The following is a 15,187-nucleotide window of genomic DNA, read 5'->3' on the forward strand; positions in this document are numbered from 1 at the left end:
CTGTTTCCCTCTCGACCATGGACCTTATCACCCACAGTCTGACTGCCGGCCTCTTTCTTCAAGGGCATTCGCAGTTTGATTGCATTCAGTACCCCGGGTTGGGGCCATCATGCATTCAGTGCTCTACCTCCCTTGCTCATCGGCCGACGCTAGCCCTAAAGCTATTTCGGGGAGAACCAGCTATCTCCGGGTTCGATTGGAATTTCTCCCCTAGCCACAGGTCATCCGCTAACTTTTCAACGGTAGTCGGTTCGGTCCTCCACAGAATTTCACTTCTGCTTCAACCTGCCCATGGCTAGATCACCCGGTTTCGGGTCTGCATCGCTCTACTCTCTCCGCCCTCTTCAGACTCGCTTTCGCTTCGGCTCCGCTCTTTCCTCGCTTAACCTCGCATCGCAACGCAACTCGCCGGTTCATTCTACAAAAGGCACGCCATCACCCCTTGACGGGCTCTGACTTCTTGTAGGCATACGGTTTCAGGTTCTCTTTCACTCCGCTCCCGCGGTTCTTTTCACCTTTCCCTCACGGTACTCTTTCTCTATCGCTCACTCGTTTATATTTAGCCTTGGCGGATGGTCCCGCCTGCTTCCGACAAGATTCCTCGTGTCTCGTCGTACTCAGGGTCGTTCTCGCTTCCTCTTCCCATTTCGGCTACGGGGCTTTCACCCTCTTCGGCCGCGCTTCCGTTCGCGTTTGCCTATGGTCTGTCTCTGCTTTCCTGAACCCCCTTCAACCCCGTCCCTCAGAACGGTTTGGGCTGCTCCCCTTTCGCTCGCCGCTACTCGGGGAATCACTCTTGTTTTCTTTTCCTCCGGGTACTTAGATGTTTCAGTTCCCCGGGTCCCTCTCTCTACGACTATTTATTCATCCTAGAGATGACATCCCTTTCAAGATGCCGGGTTTCCCCATTCGGATATCGGCGTGTCTTCGCTTCCTTACAGCTCGGCGCCGCTTTTCGCAGTTCGGTGCGTCCTTCTTCAGTTTCGAGTGGCCAGGCATCCTCCGTACGCCCTTGCCTACTTGATCAGTTGGTTCTCTTTGTTTCTTCAATGTGCTTTCTTCAAGATTTTCTTCTTTCGAAAACTGTTTTTCTCTTACTGTTTTCTCAGTGTCTTTTTTTCTCCACAACTTGCTTCAAGACCTCTTCTCTATTTGTTGTGTCTTTTCTTCAAATTTGTGTCTCCGGTTTTCAAAGATCGAACTTCCGCGCCTCATCAGCGCTCACATAATATATCATGGCGCTTCTTGGCTGTCAATCATTTTTATAAATATTTTTAAATATTTTTTAATGACAGTTTTGTGAGCGGAAAAAAAGCGTCCATCGACGCTTATGCATTCAAACTGGAGCAGGTGATGAGAATCGAACTCACGTAGTCAGCTTGGAAGGCTGAAGTTCTACCATTGAACTACACCTGCAAATAAAAATGGTGACCCGTGGGCGATTCGAACGCCCGACCCTTTGATTAAAAGTCAAATGCTCTACCAGCTGAGCTAACGGGTCACAATATCAATCGCGTCATAGGTCCAGCCCAAGGCGGTTCCGTTGACTGCGTAGTGAATATTAACACGCAAAAAACGCTTTGTCAAACGAAAAAGCCCAATTCTTTTCCCACACTTTTTCACGAAAAAAAAGATCCTTTACAGGATCGGTTCTTTATAAATGGAGCAGGTGATGAGAATCGAACTCACGTAGTCAGCTTGGAAGGCTGAAGTTCTACCATTGAACTACACCTGCAATAAATAGTGGCTGGGGTATCTGGATTCGAACCAGAGAAATGCAGGAGTCAAAGTCCTGTGCCTTACCGCTTGGCTATACCCCAAAATAAAAAAATGGTGGAGGAAGACAGATTCGAACTGCCGAACCATAAGGAACTGAGTTACAGTCAGCCGCGTTTAGCCACTTCGCTATTCCTCCACAAAAAGAATGGTGGAGGTTAACGGGCTCGAACCGCTGACCCTCTGCTTGTAAGGCAGACGCTCTCCCAACTGAGCTAAACCTCCATGTCTTGTTCGTGATTACATTGGAAATATTACCAGAGGCTCTTCGGTATGTCAACGAGTTTTTCAAATTTTTTTGAAATTTCTTCACTCCGTGCTTGAATGACAGTTTTGCACACCTTAACCAGGTTTTCGTAATTGATTCGTTTCATCCACAACAGCCGCCGCTCTCCCTGATACAAAAACAAATAAGAATACGCGATTTGTCTTGGTTCGCCAAAAACCACTTTCGTTTTCAACGCTTTCAGCGCTTCGATTTTCTTTTCAGAGCGTTCGCAGTCAAACACGTTCGCATACCACGCCGGCGCCTCGTCTTCCAAAGAATATACGATCACGTGCACATCCAACCAGGCAAACACTTCCTTAAATCCGACGAGTAGTGTAAAATATTTAAATGATTTGTGGCTTGTCAAATCCGAAAGGGTGACGATTAGATCCATTGGATCCAGTTTGATCGGTTCCATTTTCTGTCCTCCGCCTTTTTATTGTATCATAGGTTTTGAACAAGACCGCGTTTTAGCCCGTCTATAGAAAGGAAGTGATCTTTTTGATCCAAATTGGAATTGATCTTGGCGCCAACTCGATCCGCCTGATTTCTTTAAACGATGGAATCATCTTCGACGAGCCTTGTATGATCGCGCTCGACGAGCACAACCACGTTCTCGCCATTGGACGCGAGGCGTTTGAAATGAAAGGACTGGAATCCAATTCCGTCCGGGTCGTTTCCCCTATTTCCAATACCCGAGTCGATATCGCCGCTTTGACGCTGCTTCTCGAACAGCTGTGCGACCAGTTTAAGATTTTTCGTTTTTTCACAAAAACGACCGTGCTGTTTTCGTATCCGACCAGCCTCTCCAACGAAGGCTGCGAGCAAATCAAAAACGCACTGCTCGATTTGGGCGCCAGCAAAGTGTATTATGATCGCGAAATCTGGTTTGCCGCCATTGGCTCCCGCCTCGATCTTTCGCTGCCCGTAGCCAGCTGCGTCATGAATATCGGCTACAGCAACTGTGATATCGCCATCTTTCAGGAAGGCGATATCAAACAGTACAGCCGTGGGCCTTTCGCAGGCATTCAAATCGGACAGCTCATTCGCAACTGGCTGAAAAAGTCCCATAATATAACCGTGACCGAAGCGACACTGGAAGACATCGTGCGAACGCTTGGAACCGTTATTCAGGAAACCGATCCTCTTCACGTCACGATCCAGGGCTCCAACACCCAAACCCACACCTTAACGACAATGACTCTAAGCGGAAACGAGATCGCCTTTTTGCTCGCGCCGCTCGTTAACGATTTGGCGCAATGGATCCTCGGCTTTCTCGCCTCTGTTCCCATCGAAACCCAAAAAGACATCCTGCTTCGCGGCATCGTGTGTTCCGGCGGCTCCATGACATTGACTGGGCTGCCGAAAAAGCTGCAGGAATTGATTGGATGTCCGGTTTATTTGACTGATCATCCGCTGTACACCATCACAAGCGGCCTTGAAATCGTTTTAGACCAGATGGACTGACAAGAAAAAGAAATGAAAATGCAGCAAGATCACTCGCTGCATTTTTCTTTTACGATTGTTCCGTGCCTTCCACCATTTCGGTTTCAGCATCCACCTGGTTTTCCGCCTGCTGGGCGGCGTCGCCTTCCTCATTGACTTGCGCGTCGTTTTTCGGGGCTTCCTGCTCCGGATTTGTTTGCGTTTCCGTCACTTGATCCTCCTGGATCTGCTCTTCTTCCGTCGTCTCGCCTTTGTTGCCGGCCCAGATTGCCGCAACTAGCGCAATCACGATGATCACCACGATCAGCACGGTGATCCATGTCTTTTTATTCTCCATGTTTTGCCTCCGTTTCTCTCCATTGTCCGTCCCTTTGAGGCTTTTCTTGAGCCACTTTCATTATAGTAAGCCCTATCCAAAATCATGCATACAATGCTCAAAAATCGCAATGTTTTCCAGCGTTTCCCCCGTTTTCTTCCATTCTTCCCGGAAAATAAGATATTTAAAAAAAACGAGCGGACATCGTCCGCTCAGAAAGGAAAATATACCCGAGACACAGCTCATGTTCCATGTCTCCGGCGTGCTTACATTATTTGGGATGACTGTAAGCAGATATAAGTATACACGTTTATATTTCGAAAATCTACCCCAGATTTAATTTTGTGACGAGCCAAGAACAAGCTCCACCGTCTGCCGCGAACCATCCCGCTCAATTTCCATCGTCAGCGTATCGCCCGCTTGGTGGCTTCGAACGATTTTCTTCACATCCGCCGCCGAATCAACCGCTTCTTTATCAATCGAAACGATTCGGTCCATGACGCGCAGCCCCGCTTGATCCGCCGCCCCGTTTTCCACGATTTGCGCGATATAAACGCCAGCCGCCCCCTGTCGGGAATCGTCGACTAAACTTACATGCATCGCGGCCCGGTTCGTTACGGCGCCATCGTTCATCAGCTGTTGCGCTACCGCCATCGCCTCGTCGACCGGAATCGCGAATCCAAGCCCCTCGATGCCTTCCGAACTCGTCTTCGCGTTCACGATGCCAATCAAGGAGCCGGACGCGTCAAACAAGCCGCCGCCGGAATTTCCCGGATTCACGGCCGCATCCGTTTGCAGCAGCGTCATCGGTTCCCCGTCGACTTCAATTTCCCGATCCAGCGCCGACAAAATACCAGTCGTTACCGTTCCGCCCAGCGAACCGAGCGGATTGCCGATTGCGATCGTCGTCTGCCCGACTTGAAGATTGGAGGAAGTGCCGATTCGCGCGGCCGGCAGTCCTTGCGCGTCCACTTTCAACACCGCCACGTCGCTGACTTCGTCGCTCCCCACGACGCTTGCTTCATAGGTTTGCCCGGTGGTCGTTTTGACCGCAATGGAAGACGCGCCGGAAATCACGTGATGATTTGTGATGATGTATCCATCCTCGCTTACGATCACGCCGCTTCCCGCTCCTTGCTCAATGGCGTAGCCGGAAAAAACCGGATTGTCCTCTCTTGTTTCGGTTGTGATTTCCACAACGCTTTGCCGGCACGATTCCACGACCGCGCTCAAATCGGTTTCCGGCGAAGCCATCACGCTTTGCGCCGGCGTGGCCGTCGATTCGTCTTGATTTCCGTGTAGCGTCGCATACGCGTAGCCGCCCGCCGCCCCCGACAAGCTTGCGCACACCATGCCCGCGCACACGCCTGCCGCGAGCCACCCCTTTCGTACGCGATGCATCGTATATACTGGTGGTTTCTTGGTTGGTTTCATTTCATTCGCTCCTTCCGTCTTTCTGGAGGCATCGTACCTCGGCATCCTTAAACGGAGCTTAAAAAAAAATAAAAAGAACAACCAGAAACAAAAAAAAAGCGTCCTAAGACGCTTTGCTTTACGAACAATGGAGCAGGTGATGAGAATCGAACTCACGTAGTCAGCTTGGAAGGCTGAAGTTCTACCATTGAACTACACCTGCAAATAAAAATGGTGACCCGTGGGCGATTCGAACGCCCGACCCTTTGATTAAAAGTCAAATGCTCTACCAGCTGAGCTAACGGGTCACATGGTGCCGACTATAGGAATTGAACCCACAACCTACTGATTACAAGTCAGTTGCTCTACCAATTGAGCTAAGTCGGCATAAATGGTGGAGGTTAACGGGCTCGAACCGCTGACCCTCTGCTTGTAAGGCAGACGCTCTCCCAACTGAGCTAAACCTCCGTAACGCTCATTTATAATATCCCGAACTTTCGGAAATGTCAACGAATTTTCGAAAAAAATTTCAAACTTTTTTCTCTCAAAAGAAAAGCTACCAAAGGAGGATAAAACCTGGTAGCTTTCGGGAGAGTTGAAGACCCTCGTTGATGGGACAAGGATCTTCGTTGGCTGTAAACAGTCAGTGATGGAGTCATCTGACTGTTTTACTATTTAAACATATTGTTCTAGAGAAATCAAATCATTTTACAAACATCGCATAAGATACACTACGCTTTTTTTGTCTCTTCTTTGATCCACACAATTCCCTCGTAAGGTGTCAGCGTCACCGCTTTTTCAAAAGGTTTAAGCGAATCGTTGCCGATCCATGGCGTGTATCCTTCCTCCAGCAGTGCGTCCGGCCATTCGACGGTTTGCGGCTGCTCGCTGAAATTGCACGCCACAAGCAGCTTTTGTCCCTCGTATTCCCGTGTAAACACGTAGACGTTATCGTCCTCCTCCATGTATTGACGATACGTTCCATACGGAACGACTTTGTTCGTGTGCCGCAAAGCGATTAGACGCTGATAAAAATGGAACACCGAATCTGGATCGGCGATTTCTTGTTTCGCGTTGATCTCGGTATAATTCGGGTTGACGCCGATCCATGGCTCAACCGAAGAAAATCCCGCATACGCTTCGTCGCTCCACTGCATCGGCGTTCTGGCATTGTCGCGCGACAATTTGTAAACGCCCTCCATAAACTCTTCCTCGCGCATCGCGCCGGTTTCCTTTACGAGTTCCCGATAGGCGTTCAAAATCTCGATATCGTGGTACGCGTCGATCGAAGGAAAGCGGACGTTTGTCATCCCCAGCTCCTCGCCCTGGTAAATGTACGGCGTGCCTTGATGCATATGCAAGCAGAGCGCCAGCATTTTCGCGGACTTTTTGCGCCACGCCTTCTTGTCGCTGCCCCAGCGGGAAACGATGCGCGGCTGGTCGTGGTTGTCCCAGTACAACGAGTTCCATCCCCGACCGTCGAGTCCTTCCTGCCACTTTTTGAAGTTGGCTTTCATCTTTTTTAAATCAAAAGGCATCGGTGACCACTTTCCATATTTTCCATGGTCGATGTCCATCATTTCGAACTGGAACACCATATTCAGCTCGTTTTCCTCACTGCCCGCGTAGCGCTGCGCCTCTTCGATCGTCGCTCCGGGCGCTTCGCCAACTGTCACGATATCGTATTTGGACAGCACTTCCTTGTTCATCTCTTTCAAGTACGCGTGCACGCGCGGCCCGTTGCAGCAAAACTCCATCGAATTGCCATACGCTCCACCATGGGTTTCGCCATCCGGAAACGCCTGGTCTTTCGAAATGAGATTGATGACATCCATGCGGAATCCGTCGATTCCCTTATCCAGCCACCAGGTCATCATTTTATAAACCGATTGGCGGACCCGCTCGTTTTCCCAGTTCAAATCGGGCTGCTTTTCCGCGAAAATGTGCAAATACCATTGTCCCGTTTGCTCGTCGTATTTCCACGCCGGGCCGGAAAACGCCGAACCCCAGTTGTTGGGCGCCTGATCCGCCTTTCCATCTTTCCAAATATAGTAGTCGCGATACGGGTTGTCTTTGGATTTTCGGCTTTCAACGAACCATTCGTGCTCGTCCGAGGTGTGGTTGACAACCAGATCCATCACGATTTTCAACCCTTTTTCATGGGCCTCTTTCAGCAAAAGATCAAAGTCCTCCATCGTCCCAAATTCATCCATGATCGCTTGGTAGTCGGAAATGTCATAGCCGTTGTCCGCGTTGGGCGACTGGTATACAGGCGAAAGCCAAAGCACATCGACGCCTAAATCCGCCAAATAGTCAAGCCTTTCCCGGATTCCATTCAAATCACCGATCCCGTCGTCGTTGGAATCGTTAAAGCTCCGTGGATAAATTTGATAAATCACACTTTCTTTCCACCAGGTTTCCATCGGTTTCATCTTTTCTTTTCCTCCATCTTCTCTTTCTCGTTGTTTGATGGCTTTATTGTACCGACTTTCCCTTTTGATTTCTCACACTTTCAAATCCAAAAATCACACGATTTCACCACAGGCAAAAAAAAGCCCGCGTTCGCGGACTTCGATTTTCCTATTTGTTTTTCATGTGCGGGAACAGCAGGACTTCGCGAATCGTTCGCTGGTCCGTCAAAAGCATCACCAGGCGGTCGATTCCCAAGCCGACACCTCCCGTTGGCGGCATGCCGTATTCGAGCGCCTCGACGTAGTCGACATCCATTTCGTTGGCTTCGTCGTCGCCCAGATCGCGCAGCTCGAGCTGTTTTTCGAACCGTTCTCTCTGGTCGATCGGATCGTTTAGTTCCGAGAAGGCGTTCGCGTACTCGTGACCGCAAATAAAGAGCTCATAGCGATCCGTAAAGCGCGGATCCTCGGCGTTCTTTTTCGCCAGTGGCGAGATCTCGATCGGATACTCGTACACGAATGTCGGCTGCTCGATCGTTTCCTCGACATACTTCTCGAAGAAAAGCGAAATGATATGGCCGACGGAATTGTGCTTTTTCTCCAATTCAATGCCATGCTCGGCCGCCAGAGCTTTAGCCTCTTCAAAGCTCATTTCCTGCTTAAAGTCGATGCCTGTTTTCTCCCGGATCGCCTCGCACATCGTGACGCGCTTGAACGGCTCGCCAAAATGCAACATCGTGCCCTGGTACTCCACATCGGTCGTGCCGAGCACTTTTTGCGATACGAACCGGAACAAGCCTTCGATCAAGTCCATCATGCCGTGCAAATCCGAATACGCCACGTACGCTTCCACCGTCGTAAACTCCGGATTGTGGGTCGCGTCCATGCCTTCGTTGCGGAACAGACGGCCAATCTCGTACACGCCTTCCAATCCGCCGACAATGAGTCGCTTCAACGGCAGCTCGGTCGCGATGCGCAAGTAGAACGGCATGTCCAGCGTGTTGTGATGGGTCACAAACGGTCTGGCGGCCGCTCCGCCTAAAATCGGCTGGAGAACCGGTGTTTCCACCTCCATCAAGCCCTGGCCATCCAAATATTCCTGAATGGCGCGGATGATGCGCGGTCTGGTGATGGCGATCTTCTTCGCTTCCGGATTCATGATCAAATCCACATACCGGCGGCGGAACCGTTCTTCCGTATCGGTCAAACCGTGGAATTTTTCCGGCAGCGGCCGCAGCGCTTTGGAAAGATGCGTGTACTCTTTCGCCCGAACCGCCAAATCACCGTGGTCGGTTTTCATGAGCGTGCCCGCGATGCCGACGATATCGCCCAAATCGTTTTTCTTGAAAATCTCGTAGGCGTCGTCGCCAATCGTGTCTTTTCGCACATAAATCTGGATTTGCCCGTCCAAATCCTGAATGTGCATGAAACCGGCTTTTCCCATCCGGCGCTTCGTCATGATCCGGCCGGCGATGGTGACAGGGATTTGCAGCGCCTCCAGCTCTTCTTTGGTTTTTTCCTGATACACCGGAATGATATCCCCTGAACGATGCGTCCGTTTAAACGCCGATCCAAACGGATCCACGCCCATCGCGCGCAGGTCTTCCATCTTCTGCCGGCGGACTTTTTCCTGTTCCGACAGCTTATTTTGAACCGCTTTGTTTTTTTCTGCCATATGATCTCCTTTTCCAATAAAAAAGAGCACTCCAGGGACGAAGTGCTCGCGTTACCACCCTGATTCGCCTTCCGGTTGCCCGGACGGCCTTGTTCCCTTGTGGGAATCCTTTAATGCAGGAATACAGACAGCTCCCGGGTCTTTCTTCCAAAGCCTTTTTCTGCTTTCTTGCACCACCCGAAAGCTCTCTAAAAGATACCGACTTTGTGCCTATCCCGTTCAACGCCTTAACAAGGTTATCCTACAAAATGTCGGTCCATTTGTCAATTTACTTCGTTCGATAAGCGATCGCTTTGGCGCCCGGACCCACATGCGTGCCAATCGCCGCGCCGATTTGCTGGGTATACACGTTCGCAAACGGATAAACATCCAAAATTTCCTCCGTCCACGACGTCAAATCTTCCGTGCCTTCCTGCCCCGTATAGCCAAAGATCGCCGTATTCAAGTCGACCTCGTCTTGCGCCATCAGCCGCCGGACTTCCTGAATCGCCGATTTCTTGCCTCGCGCTTTGGAGAGCACGACGACTTGCCCTTCCTGGACACCAATCAACGGCTTGATTTTCAAAAAGTTGCCCGCGATGGCCGCCGCTTTGGACAACCGGCCGCCCTTCTGCAAGTAATCGAGCGTGTCGACGACCGCGATTACCTTCACCTGGCCGCGCATCGCTTCAAGCGCCTCTTTGATTTGCCGGGCGTTCCAGCCTTTTTCCCGCATCGCGACCGCTTCCAAAATAAGCACCATCAACGGCAAAGTCACTTGCTGGCTGTCCACCACAAAGATGTTGTCACGCTCGCTCATCGACTTCGCCAGGTTCGCGGATTGAAACGTGCCGGACAGTTCTTTGGCGATGGGCAAAACGAGCAGCTCGTCGTTTGGAAATTTTTCATACATCGTCATAAAAGCAGCTGGCGAAGGCTGCGACGTTTTCGGCAGCTGGTCGCTGTTGGCAAGCTTCTCGTACAGCGTGTCGGGATCCATTTCCACCCGGTCAAGCGCCGTCTTTCCTTCGTGTTCAATATGCAATGGTACGATTTCGACTCCAAGTTGTCCGGCTTGCTCCAAGGTCAAGTCGCTTCCGGAATCCACAATGATTTTTACCATGATTTTTCTCCCTTTCGTTTTTCTTGATTGTACTTGGATTAGTTGATTTGTCAACATTTTTTTCCCATCGTCATCTCGCTTCCAAAACAAAAAAAAGATCCGGATGGATCTTCTCTAACGAAACCGATACACAATCAACCGCAGGCCCGGGCCCGTATGCGTGCCAATGAGGGAGCCGATTTGCGAAGTCATATGCGTGGCGAAGCCATACTTGTTCGCGAGCGGATCGCGAAACGAAACCAGGTCGACGCTACCTTTCGCGCCCGAATAGCCAAAGTAGGCGCGTTCCGGGTCGATGTCGTGGGCGTCGATCAGTTTCTCCACTTCACGAAGAATCGACTTTTTGCCGCGCGCCTTGGAAAACATCACGATTTTTCCGTCTTCCAGTCCAATGATGGGGTGGATGTGCAAAAAATTGCCTGCCATCATGACCGATTTGGAAAGCCGGCCGCCTTTGTATAAATACTCCAGCGTGTCGACGACGGCGATCAGCTGGATGTGCTCTTTCAAATCCTCGATGGCGCGCGCCGCCTCCTGAGCGGTTTTGCCTTCGTCACGCAGCCGAATGGCCTCATCCACAAGAAAGCGCAATCCTTGCGCCGTCTGCAACGTATCCACGACGTAAATATCGTCACGTCCGCTCATTTGTTTCGCCAGCAAGGCGGACTGGTACGTGCCTGACAGCTCTCTTGACATCGGCAGCACGACGATTTCCTGATCCGGATAGCGCTCGTACGCCTCCAAAAACTGTCCCGGAGCCGGCTGTGAGGTTTTCGGAAGTTCCTCGCTTTCGGCAAGCAAGCCGTAAAAGTCGTCTGGTGTCAGCGTCAGCCGGTCCTGAAAATGCTTTCCGGCAAATTCAACATTCAAAGGAACGACCTCGACGCCATCGCGCGTCCATTCCTCCTTTGTCAAATCACTTGTGGAATCTGTGATAAGTTGAAACATTGTATCCTTTCCTTTCATTTCTCTATTTTCTCTATTATAGCGAAAACCTCGAAAAAAGAGGGTTACAATACTTCGCGGATTTTTTCTTCCGGAATCGCGCCTTCGCGCAAAATCACGAACGCGTCGTTCGTGCAGTCCACGATCGTGCTCGCCTGCAAGTCGCGGCACGTTCCCTGGACGATCGCGTCAATGTGGCCCAGCTGGGAAAGAGCGTCCTCGTACGTCAGGGCGGTGGGCTCGCCTGACATGTTGGCGGACGTCACCATGAGCGGACGGCCGATTTGACGGATCACCGCCAAAAGCGGTTCCAGGTCGGGCATCCGCAGCGCGATCGTGTCTTTTCCATTCGTATATGCCGGATCGACGCTGTCTTTGCGCCGTACGACGATCGTAAGGGCGCCGGGCATGAAGGCGTCGATCAGCCGGCGGGTTTTCGGGCTCACGTACGCGACTTGCTCGATTTGCCGCAAGTCGGAAATCATCATCGGAATCGGCTTTTCTTCCGGGCGTCGTTTCGCCTGCTTCAGACGCTCCAAATCGTCCAGGTTTCCGTACGGCACGCCGACCCCATACACCGTATCGGTTGGGAACGCGACGATGCCCCCCTCGTCGAGTCTTTGGACGATGGCGTCCGTGTCCGTCCACGCATAAGTTTTCATCTCAATCCAGGAGCGGATACCCGCCTGCTTGCGCGAGGAAGCTCCTCTCTCTCCTTCCAACGGTATCCCTTCGTTCCTCTTTTCGCGGGTTGTCCCGCTAAATACTTTCAGTATAGCGAAATCATGCTACAATGGACAAGTGAAAGGAGTTCTCCTATGTTTTCTGATACGATTGCCGCGATCTCGACACCGCTTCAGGAAGGGGCGATTTCCATCGTCCGCCTGAGTGGTGACCAAGCCATCGCGATCGCGAATAAAATATTTTCCGTCGACTTGACGCGCAAGCCGTCGCATACGATTACGTATGGGTTTGTGCACGACCAAAACAAGCCTGTCGACGAGGCGCTCGTTTCCGTCTTCCGCGCGCCCAAAACGTACACGCGCGAGGATGTCGTCGAAATCAACTGCCATGGCGGCGTGTTCATCACCCGCAAGATCTTGACGCTGGCTCTTGCCAACGGGGCCCGGCTCGCCAAGCCCGGCGAGTTCACGATGCGCGCGTTTTATCACGGCCGCATCGACCTGTCGCAAGCCGAAGCGGTGGAAGACATGATCGAGGCCGCGAGCGACACGAGCGCGGATATGGCGCTTCAAGGCATACGGGGCAGCGTGCGCCGGCTAATCGAGCCTTTGATTGATGACATCATGGACATTATCGCCAACATCGAAGTGAACATCGACTATCCCGAATACGACGACGTGGAAACGCTGACGTTCGAAAACCTGCTGCCCAAAACCGAAGCGTGGCTCAAAAAAATCGACCGCATCCTGGAACGGGCGCAAAACGGGCAAATCGTCAAGCGCGGCATCGACACCGTCCTTGTCGGCCGGCCCAACGTCGGCAAAAGCTCTTTGCTGAACGCGCTGCTGGAAGAAGACAAAGCCATTGTCACCAGCATTCCGGGCACGACGCGGGACATCGTCGAGGGGCGCATCCATGTCGGGGGCGTCCAGCTCAATTTGATCGACACGGCCGGGCTGCGGCAAGCCGATGACGAAATCGAAAAAATCGGCATCCAAAAATCGAAGCAAAAGCTTGACGAAGCCGATTTGATTCTCGTCGTTTTGGACGCCAGCGCGCCGCTGACCGATGAGGACAAACAGCTGCTCGAGCAAACAAGCGGCCGGCTCCGCCTTGTCGTCTGGAACAAGGCCGATATCTCGAAACCGGGCGAAGGTTTGCGCGTCAGCGCGAAAAACCAGGATATCGAACCGCTGCTGCACGCGTTGAACGAGCTGTACGAGCAAAACATTTTAAACGAGGAACCGCTTCTTTCCAACGAAAGGCAAATTGGTTTGCTCAAATCCGCGCGCGCGGATATGATAAAAGCGAAGCAGGCGATGGAAATGGAAATCGAGCCGGATCTGATCGAGATCGACATTATGGCCGCCCACGACCATCTGAAAGAAATTCTTGGCGACGTTTCGCGCGACGATTTAATCGACACGCTGTTTTCAAAATTTTGCCTTGGAAAATAAAAGAAAGGACCTCTGCACATCATGCATGAATTGATTACCCATCTCGTCGCGGTCATCGCGGGGCTTTCCATCGACTTCATGGAACTGCTCTCGATCGGCATTATCGTATACACGACATTTTTCGCGTTTTACAAGCTTTTGAAAAAGGATCCCAACGCGCGCATTTATTTGCTGCACGGGCAGTCCATCGGACTGACGTTCAAGCTTGGCAGCGAGATTTTACGCACCGTCACCGTCCGCAACATGGACGAGATTTTACAAATCGCGATGCTCATCGTCATCAAAGCCGCCATGACGTGGCTAATTCACTGGGAGCTGAGCGGAATCGAGCAGGAACAGGAATCGAAAAACGGACACACCCGAAAGGTAAAATCCCTTTCGGAACGCGTGCATGAAAAACTGCACCCGGAAACGATTGAAGCCAAAATCGAAGTCGAAAACGAAACAAACAACCATTAAAAAAAGCGAGCCGACTCGCTTTTTTTCTTTTCCATCATCCTTCGAACGTTTCCGCCACCAGCCGCAGGTTTTCAATAATCGGCAAATGTTGCGGACATATGCTTTCGCACTGCCCACACGCGACGCACGCGCTCGCCTTGCCGTGCGTGGCGTGCAATTCGTCATACGCTTTGGACTTTCCGGCGGAAAGCGTTTGTTTGCGCTCGTTGTACAACTTGAAATAGTCCGGAATGCAAATGTGCATCGGACAGCCCGCCACGCAGTATTCGCACGCGGTGCAAGGAATGGCGATCGTTTTTCGAATTTGTTCTCCGGCGCGCAGCACCATGTCCATTTCCGCCTCGCTCAGTGGTTCAAACGCGTCCATGTACGACAAGTTGTCTTCCATTTGTTCCGTGTTCGACATGCCCGAAAGCACCATCCGCACGCCATCGAGCGACGCGGCGAAACGAATCGCCCACGACGCGATGGACCGGTTCGGATCGGCTTCTTTGAATGTCGCCGCCACCTCGTCCGGTACCCGGATCAGACTGCCGCCTTTGACCGGCTCCATGACGACGATTTCCTTTTTGTGTTTTCGAGCCACTTCGTAGCAGCCGCGCGACTGCACGTTGAGCGCCTCCCAATCCAGATAATTGATTTGCAGCTGAACGAAATCGACTTCCGGATGCGCCGTCAAAATCTCGTCGAGTTTTTCGGGCGTGTCGTGGAACGAGAAGCCGAACTCTTTGACTTTTCCTTCTGCTTTCATCGCGGCGGCAAACGCGAACGCGTCGCATTTTTTCGCCGTTTCATACAAGTCGGTCGTCAGGCAGTGAATCAAGTAGTAGTCAAAATAACCGGCGCCTGTTTTTTCCAGCTGCTCGTTAAAATACCGGGCGCAGTCTTCCTTTTCCTTCAAAAGAAACGTGGGCAGCTTGGTGGCCAGCTTGTACGCCTCGCGCGGATACCGGTCCACGAGCGCCGCCTTCACGACGCGTTCACTTTCCCCTTCGTGATATGGATACGCGGTGTCGACATACGTGAAGCCTTGTTCCAGAAACCGGTCGAACATCGCCTCGACTTGCGGCTTGTCGATGGATTTCACGTCGTTTTCATCCAGCAGCGGAAACCGCATGCATCCAAACCCTAGTTTTTTCATAATCTTCCTCCTTGTTCATGGTTTCATTATATCGTATCCTTCCGCTTATTTCGAGTTGAAGCGACTCCACTGTTGACATGTGTTTATCACTGTT

Annotated in this window: 12 protein-coding genes, 10 tRNA genes, 1 rRNA gene and 1 other annotated feature; of the genes, 3 read left to right on the forward strand and 20 right to left on the reverse strand. The window is 51.5% G+C overall.

All coding sequences use genetic code 11. From position 1 onward, the window contains the following. From E5336_RS03135 to E5336_RS03170, 8 genes are all read right to left on the reverse strand, one after another. Positions 1-1,026 (reverse strand): 23S ribosomal RNA (locus E5336_RS03135); the annotation flags it as partial. A 316-nt stretch (positions 1,027-1,342) separates the two neighbouring features. Then, positions 1,343-1,416, reverse strand: a tRNA-Gly gene (locus E5336_RS03140). Positions 1,417-1,425: 9 nt separating this feature from the next. Further along, positions 1,426-1,501 (reverse strand) — tRNA-Lys (locus E5336_RS03145). A 160-nt stretch (positions 1,502-1,661) separates the two neighbouring features. Continuing rightward, a tRNA-Gly gene (locus tag E5336_RS03150) sits at positions 1,662-1,735 on the reverse strand. Positions 1,736-1,744: 9 nt separating this feature from the next. Further along, positions 1,745-1,820: transfer RNA gene (locus tag E5336_RS03155), tRNA-Gln, on the reverse strand. Between the two features lie 11 nt (positions 1,821-1,831). Then, positions 1,832-1,915 (reverse strand) — tRNA-Tyr (locus E5336_RS03160). Positions 1,916-1,925: 10 nt separating this feature from the next. Next, positions 1,926-2,001, reverse strand: a tRNA-Val gene (locus E5336_RS03165). A gap of 29 nt (positions 2,002-2,030) precedes the next feature. Next, on the reverse strand, positions 2,031-2,462 hold the full coding sequence (locus E5336_RS03170) for a hypothetical protein (RefSeq protein ID WP_135979641.1): 432 nt from the start codon (positions 2,460-2,462) through the stop codon (positions 2,031-2,033). 83 nt (positions 2,463-2,545) lie between these two features. On the opposite strand from E5336_RS03170, the gene E5336_RS03175 reads away from it, so the two are divergent. Then, positions 2,546-3,511, forward strand: a complete 966-nt coding sequence (locus E5336_RS03175; protein ID WP_168353536.1) for a rod shape-determining protein — start codon at positions 2,546-2,548, stop codon at positions 3,509-3,511. A 49-nt stretch (positions 3,512-3,560) separates the two neighbouring features. On the opposite strand, the gene E5336_RS03180 is transcribed toward E5336_RS03175, so the two are convergent. The 11 genes from E5336_RS03180 to E5336_RS03230 form a co-directional block, all read right to left on the reverse strand. Next, on the reverse strand, positions 3,561-3,827 hold the full coding sequence (locus E5336_RS03180; protein ID WP_135979643.1) for a hypothetical protein: 267 nt from the start codon (positions 3,825-3,827) through the stop codon (positions 3,561-3,563). 315 nt (positions 3,828-4,142) lie between these two features. After that, positions 4,143-5,240 carry a S1C family serine protease gene (locus E5336_RS03185; RefSeq protein ID WP_135979644.1) on the reverse strand — a complete coding sequence of 366 codons (1,098 nt, stop codon included), beginning with the start codon at positions 5,238-5,240 and terminating at the stop codon, positions 4,143-4,145. Between the two features lie 128 nt (positions 5,241-5,368). Continuing rightward, a tRNA-Gly gene (locus E5336_RS03190) sits at positions 5,369-5,442 on the reverse strand. Between the two features lie 9 nt (positions 5,443-5,451). Further along, a tRNA-Lys gene (locus E5336_RS03195) sits at positions 5,452-5,527 on the reverse strand. A 3-nt stretch (positions 5,528-5,530) separates the two neighbouring features. Further along, positions 5,531-5,606 (reverse strand) — tRNA-Thr (locus E5336_RS03200). A 5-nt stretch (positions 5,607-5,611) separates the two neighbouring features. After that, positions 5,612-5,687, reverse strand: a tRNA-Val gene (locus E5336_RS03205). A 263-nt stretch (positions 5,688-5,950) separates the two neighbouring features. Beyond that, positions 5,951-7,642 carry a glycoside hydrolase family 13 protein gene (locus E5336_RS03210; protein ID WP_135979748.1) on the reverse strand — a complete coding sequence of 564 codons (1,692 nt, stop codon included), beginning with the start codon at positions 7,640-7,642 and terminating at the stop codon, positions 5,951-5,953. A 157-nt stretch (positions 7,643-7,799) separates the two neighbouring features. Continuing rightward, a complete protein-coding gene (gene lysS / locus E5336_RS03215; RefSeq protein WP_135979645.1) occupies positions 7,800-9,305 on the reverse strand; it encodes a lysine--tRNA ligase in 1,506 nt (501 codons plus the stop codon). A 30-nt stretch (positions 9,306-9,335) separates the two neighbouring features. After that, positions 9,336-9,537: a binding site (T-box leader), on the reverse strand. Positions 9,538-9,573: 36 nt separating this feature from the next. Beyond that, a complete protein-coding gene (locus E5336_RS03220) occupies positions 9,574-10,407 on the reverse strand; it encodes a DegV family protein (RefSeq protein WP_168353537.1) in 834 nt (277 codons plus the stop codon). Between the two features lie 114 nt (positions 10,408-10,521). Continuing rightward, positions 10,522-11,355, reverse strand: coding sequence for a DegV family protein (locus tag E5336_RS03225; RefSeq protein WP_168353538.1), 834 nt, complete (start codon positions 11,353-11,355; stop codon positions 10,522-10,524). 62 nt (positions 11,356-11,417) lie between these two features. Beyond that, the gene (locus tag E5336_RS03230; protein ID WP_135979648.1) at positions 11,418-12,014 is read right to left on the reverse strand and encodes an L-threonylcarbamoyladenylate synthase; all 597 of its coding nucleotides are present in this window, start codon (positions 12,012-12,014) and stop codon (positions 11,418-11,420) included. A 156-nt stretch (positions 12,015-12,170) separates the two neighbouring features. Here E5336_RS03230 and mnmE point away from each other — a divergent pair, with 156 nt between their 5' ends. Both mnmE and E5336_RS03240 read left to right on the forward strand, forming a co-directional pair. Next, positions 12,171-13,493 (forward strand): tRNA uridine-5-carboxymethylaminomethyl(34) synthesis GTPase MnmE, encoded by a 1,323-nt coding sequence (mnmE, locus tag E5336_RS03235; RefSeq protein ID WP_135979649.1) that lies wholly within the window; start codon positions 12,171-12,173, stop codon positions 13,491-13,493. A gap of 21 nt (positions 13,494-13,514) precedes the next feature. Next, positions 13,515-13,952: a DUF1622 domain-containing protein gene (locus E5336_RS03240; protein ID WP_135979650.1), complete on the forward strand. Its 438-nt coding sequence runs from the start codon at positions 13,515-13,517 to the stop codon at positions 13,950-13,952. Positions 13,953-13,986: 34 nt separating this feature from the next. Here the strand turns inward: E5336_RS03240 and E5336_RS03245 are convergent, their stop codons facing one another. Beyond that, positions 13,987-15,093 carry an aldo/keto reductase gene (locus tag E5336_RS03245; protein ID WP_135979651.1) on the reverse strand — a complete coding sequence of 369 codons (1,107 nt, stop codon included), beginning with the start codon at positions 15,091-15,093 and terminating at the stop codon, positions 13,987-13,989. Between the last annotated feature and the right edge of the window lie 94 nt (positions 15,094-15,187).

Origin of the sequence: Dubosiella muris, from assembly GCF_004793885.1 — a bacterium.
In the GTDB taxonomy this organism is placed as follows: domain Bacteria; phylum Bacillota_I; class Bacilli_A; order Erysipelotrichales; family Erysipelotrichaceae; genus Dubosiella; species Dubosiella muris.

What these genes read in the sequence shown, in the direction of transcription:
- E5336_RS03170 (WP_135979641.1), bottom strand. Translation starts at nt 2,462, where the DNA reads ATGGAACCGATCAAACTGGATCCAATGGATCTAATCGTCACCCTTTCG.
- E5336_RS03180 (WP_135979643.1), bottom strand. Translation starts at nt 3,827, where the DNA reads ATGGAGAATAAAAAGACATGGATCACCGTGCTGATCGTGGTGATCATC.
- E5336_RS03185 (WP_135979644.1), bottom strand. Translation starts at nt 5,240, where the DNA reads ATGAAACCAACCAAGAAACCACCAGTATATACGATGCATCGCGTACGA.
- E5336_RS03210 (WP_135979748.1), bottom strand. Translation starts at nt 7,642, where the DNA reads ATGGAAACCTGGTGGAAAGAAAGTGTGATTTATCAAATTTATCCACGG.
- lysS (WP_135979645.1), bottom strand. Translation starts at nt 9,305, where the DNA reads ATGGCAGAAAAAAACAAAGCGGTTCAAAATAAGCTGTCGGAACAGGAA.
- E5336_RS03220 (WP_168353537.1), bottom strand. Translation starts at nt 10,407, where the DNA reads ATGGTAAAAATCATTGTGGATTCCGGAAGCGACTTGACCTTGGAGCAA.
- E5336_RS03225 (WP_168353538.1), bottom strand. Translation starts at nt 11,355, where the DNA reads ATGTTTCAACTTATCACAGATTCCACAAGTGATTTGACAAAGGAGGAA.
- E5336_RS03230 (WP_135979648.1), bottom strand. Translation starts at nt 12,014, where the DNA reads ATGAAAACTTATGCGTGGACGGACACGGACGCCATCGTCCAAAGACTC.
- mnmE (WP_135979649.1), top strand. Translation starts at nt 12,171, where the DNA reads ATGTTTTCTGATACGATTGCCGCGATCTCGACACCGCTTCAGGAAGGG.
- E5336_RS03240 (WP_135979650.1), top strand. Translation starts at nt 13,515, where the DNA reads ATGCATGAATTGATTACCCATCTCGTCGCGGTCATCGCGGGGCTTTCC.
- E5336_RS03245 (WP_135979651.1), bottom strand. Translation starts at nt 15,093, where the DNA reads ATGAAAAAACTAGGGTTTGGATGCATGCGGTTTCCGCTGCTGGATGAA.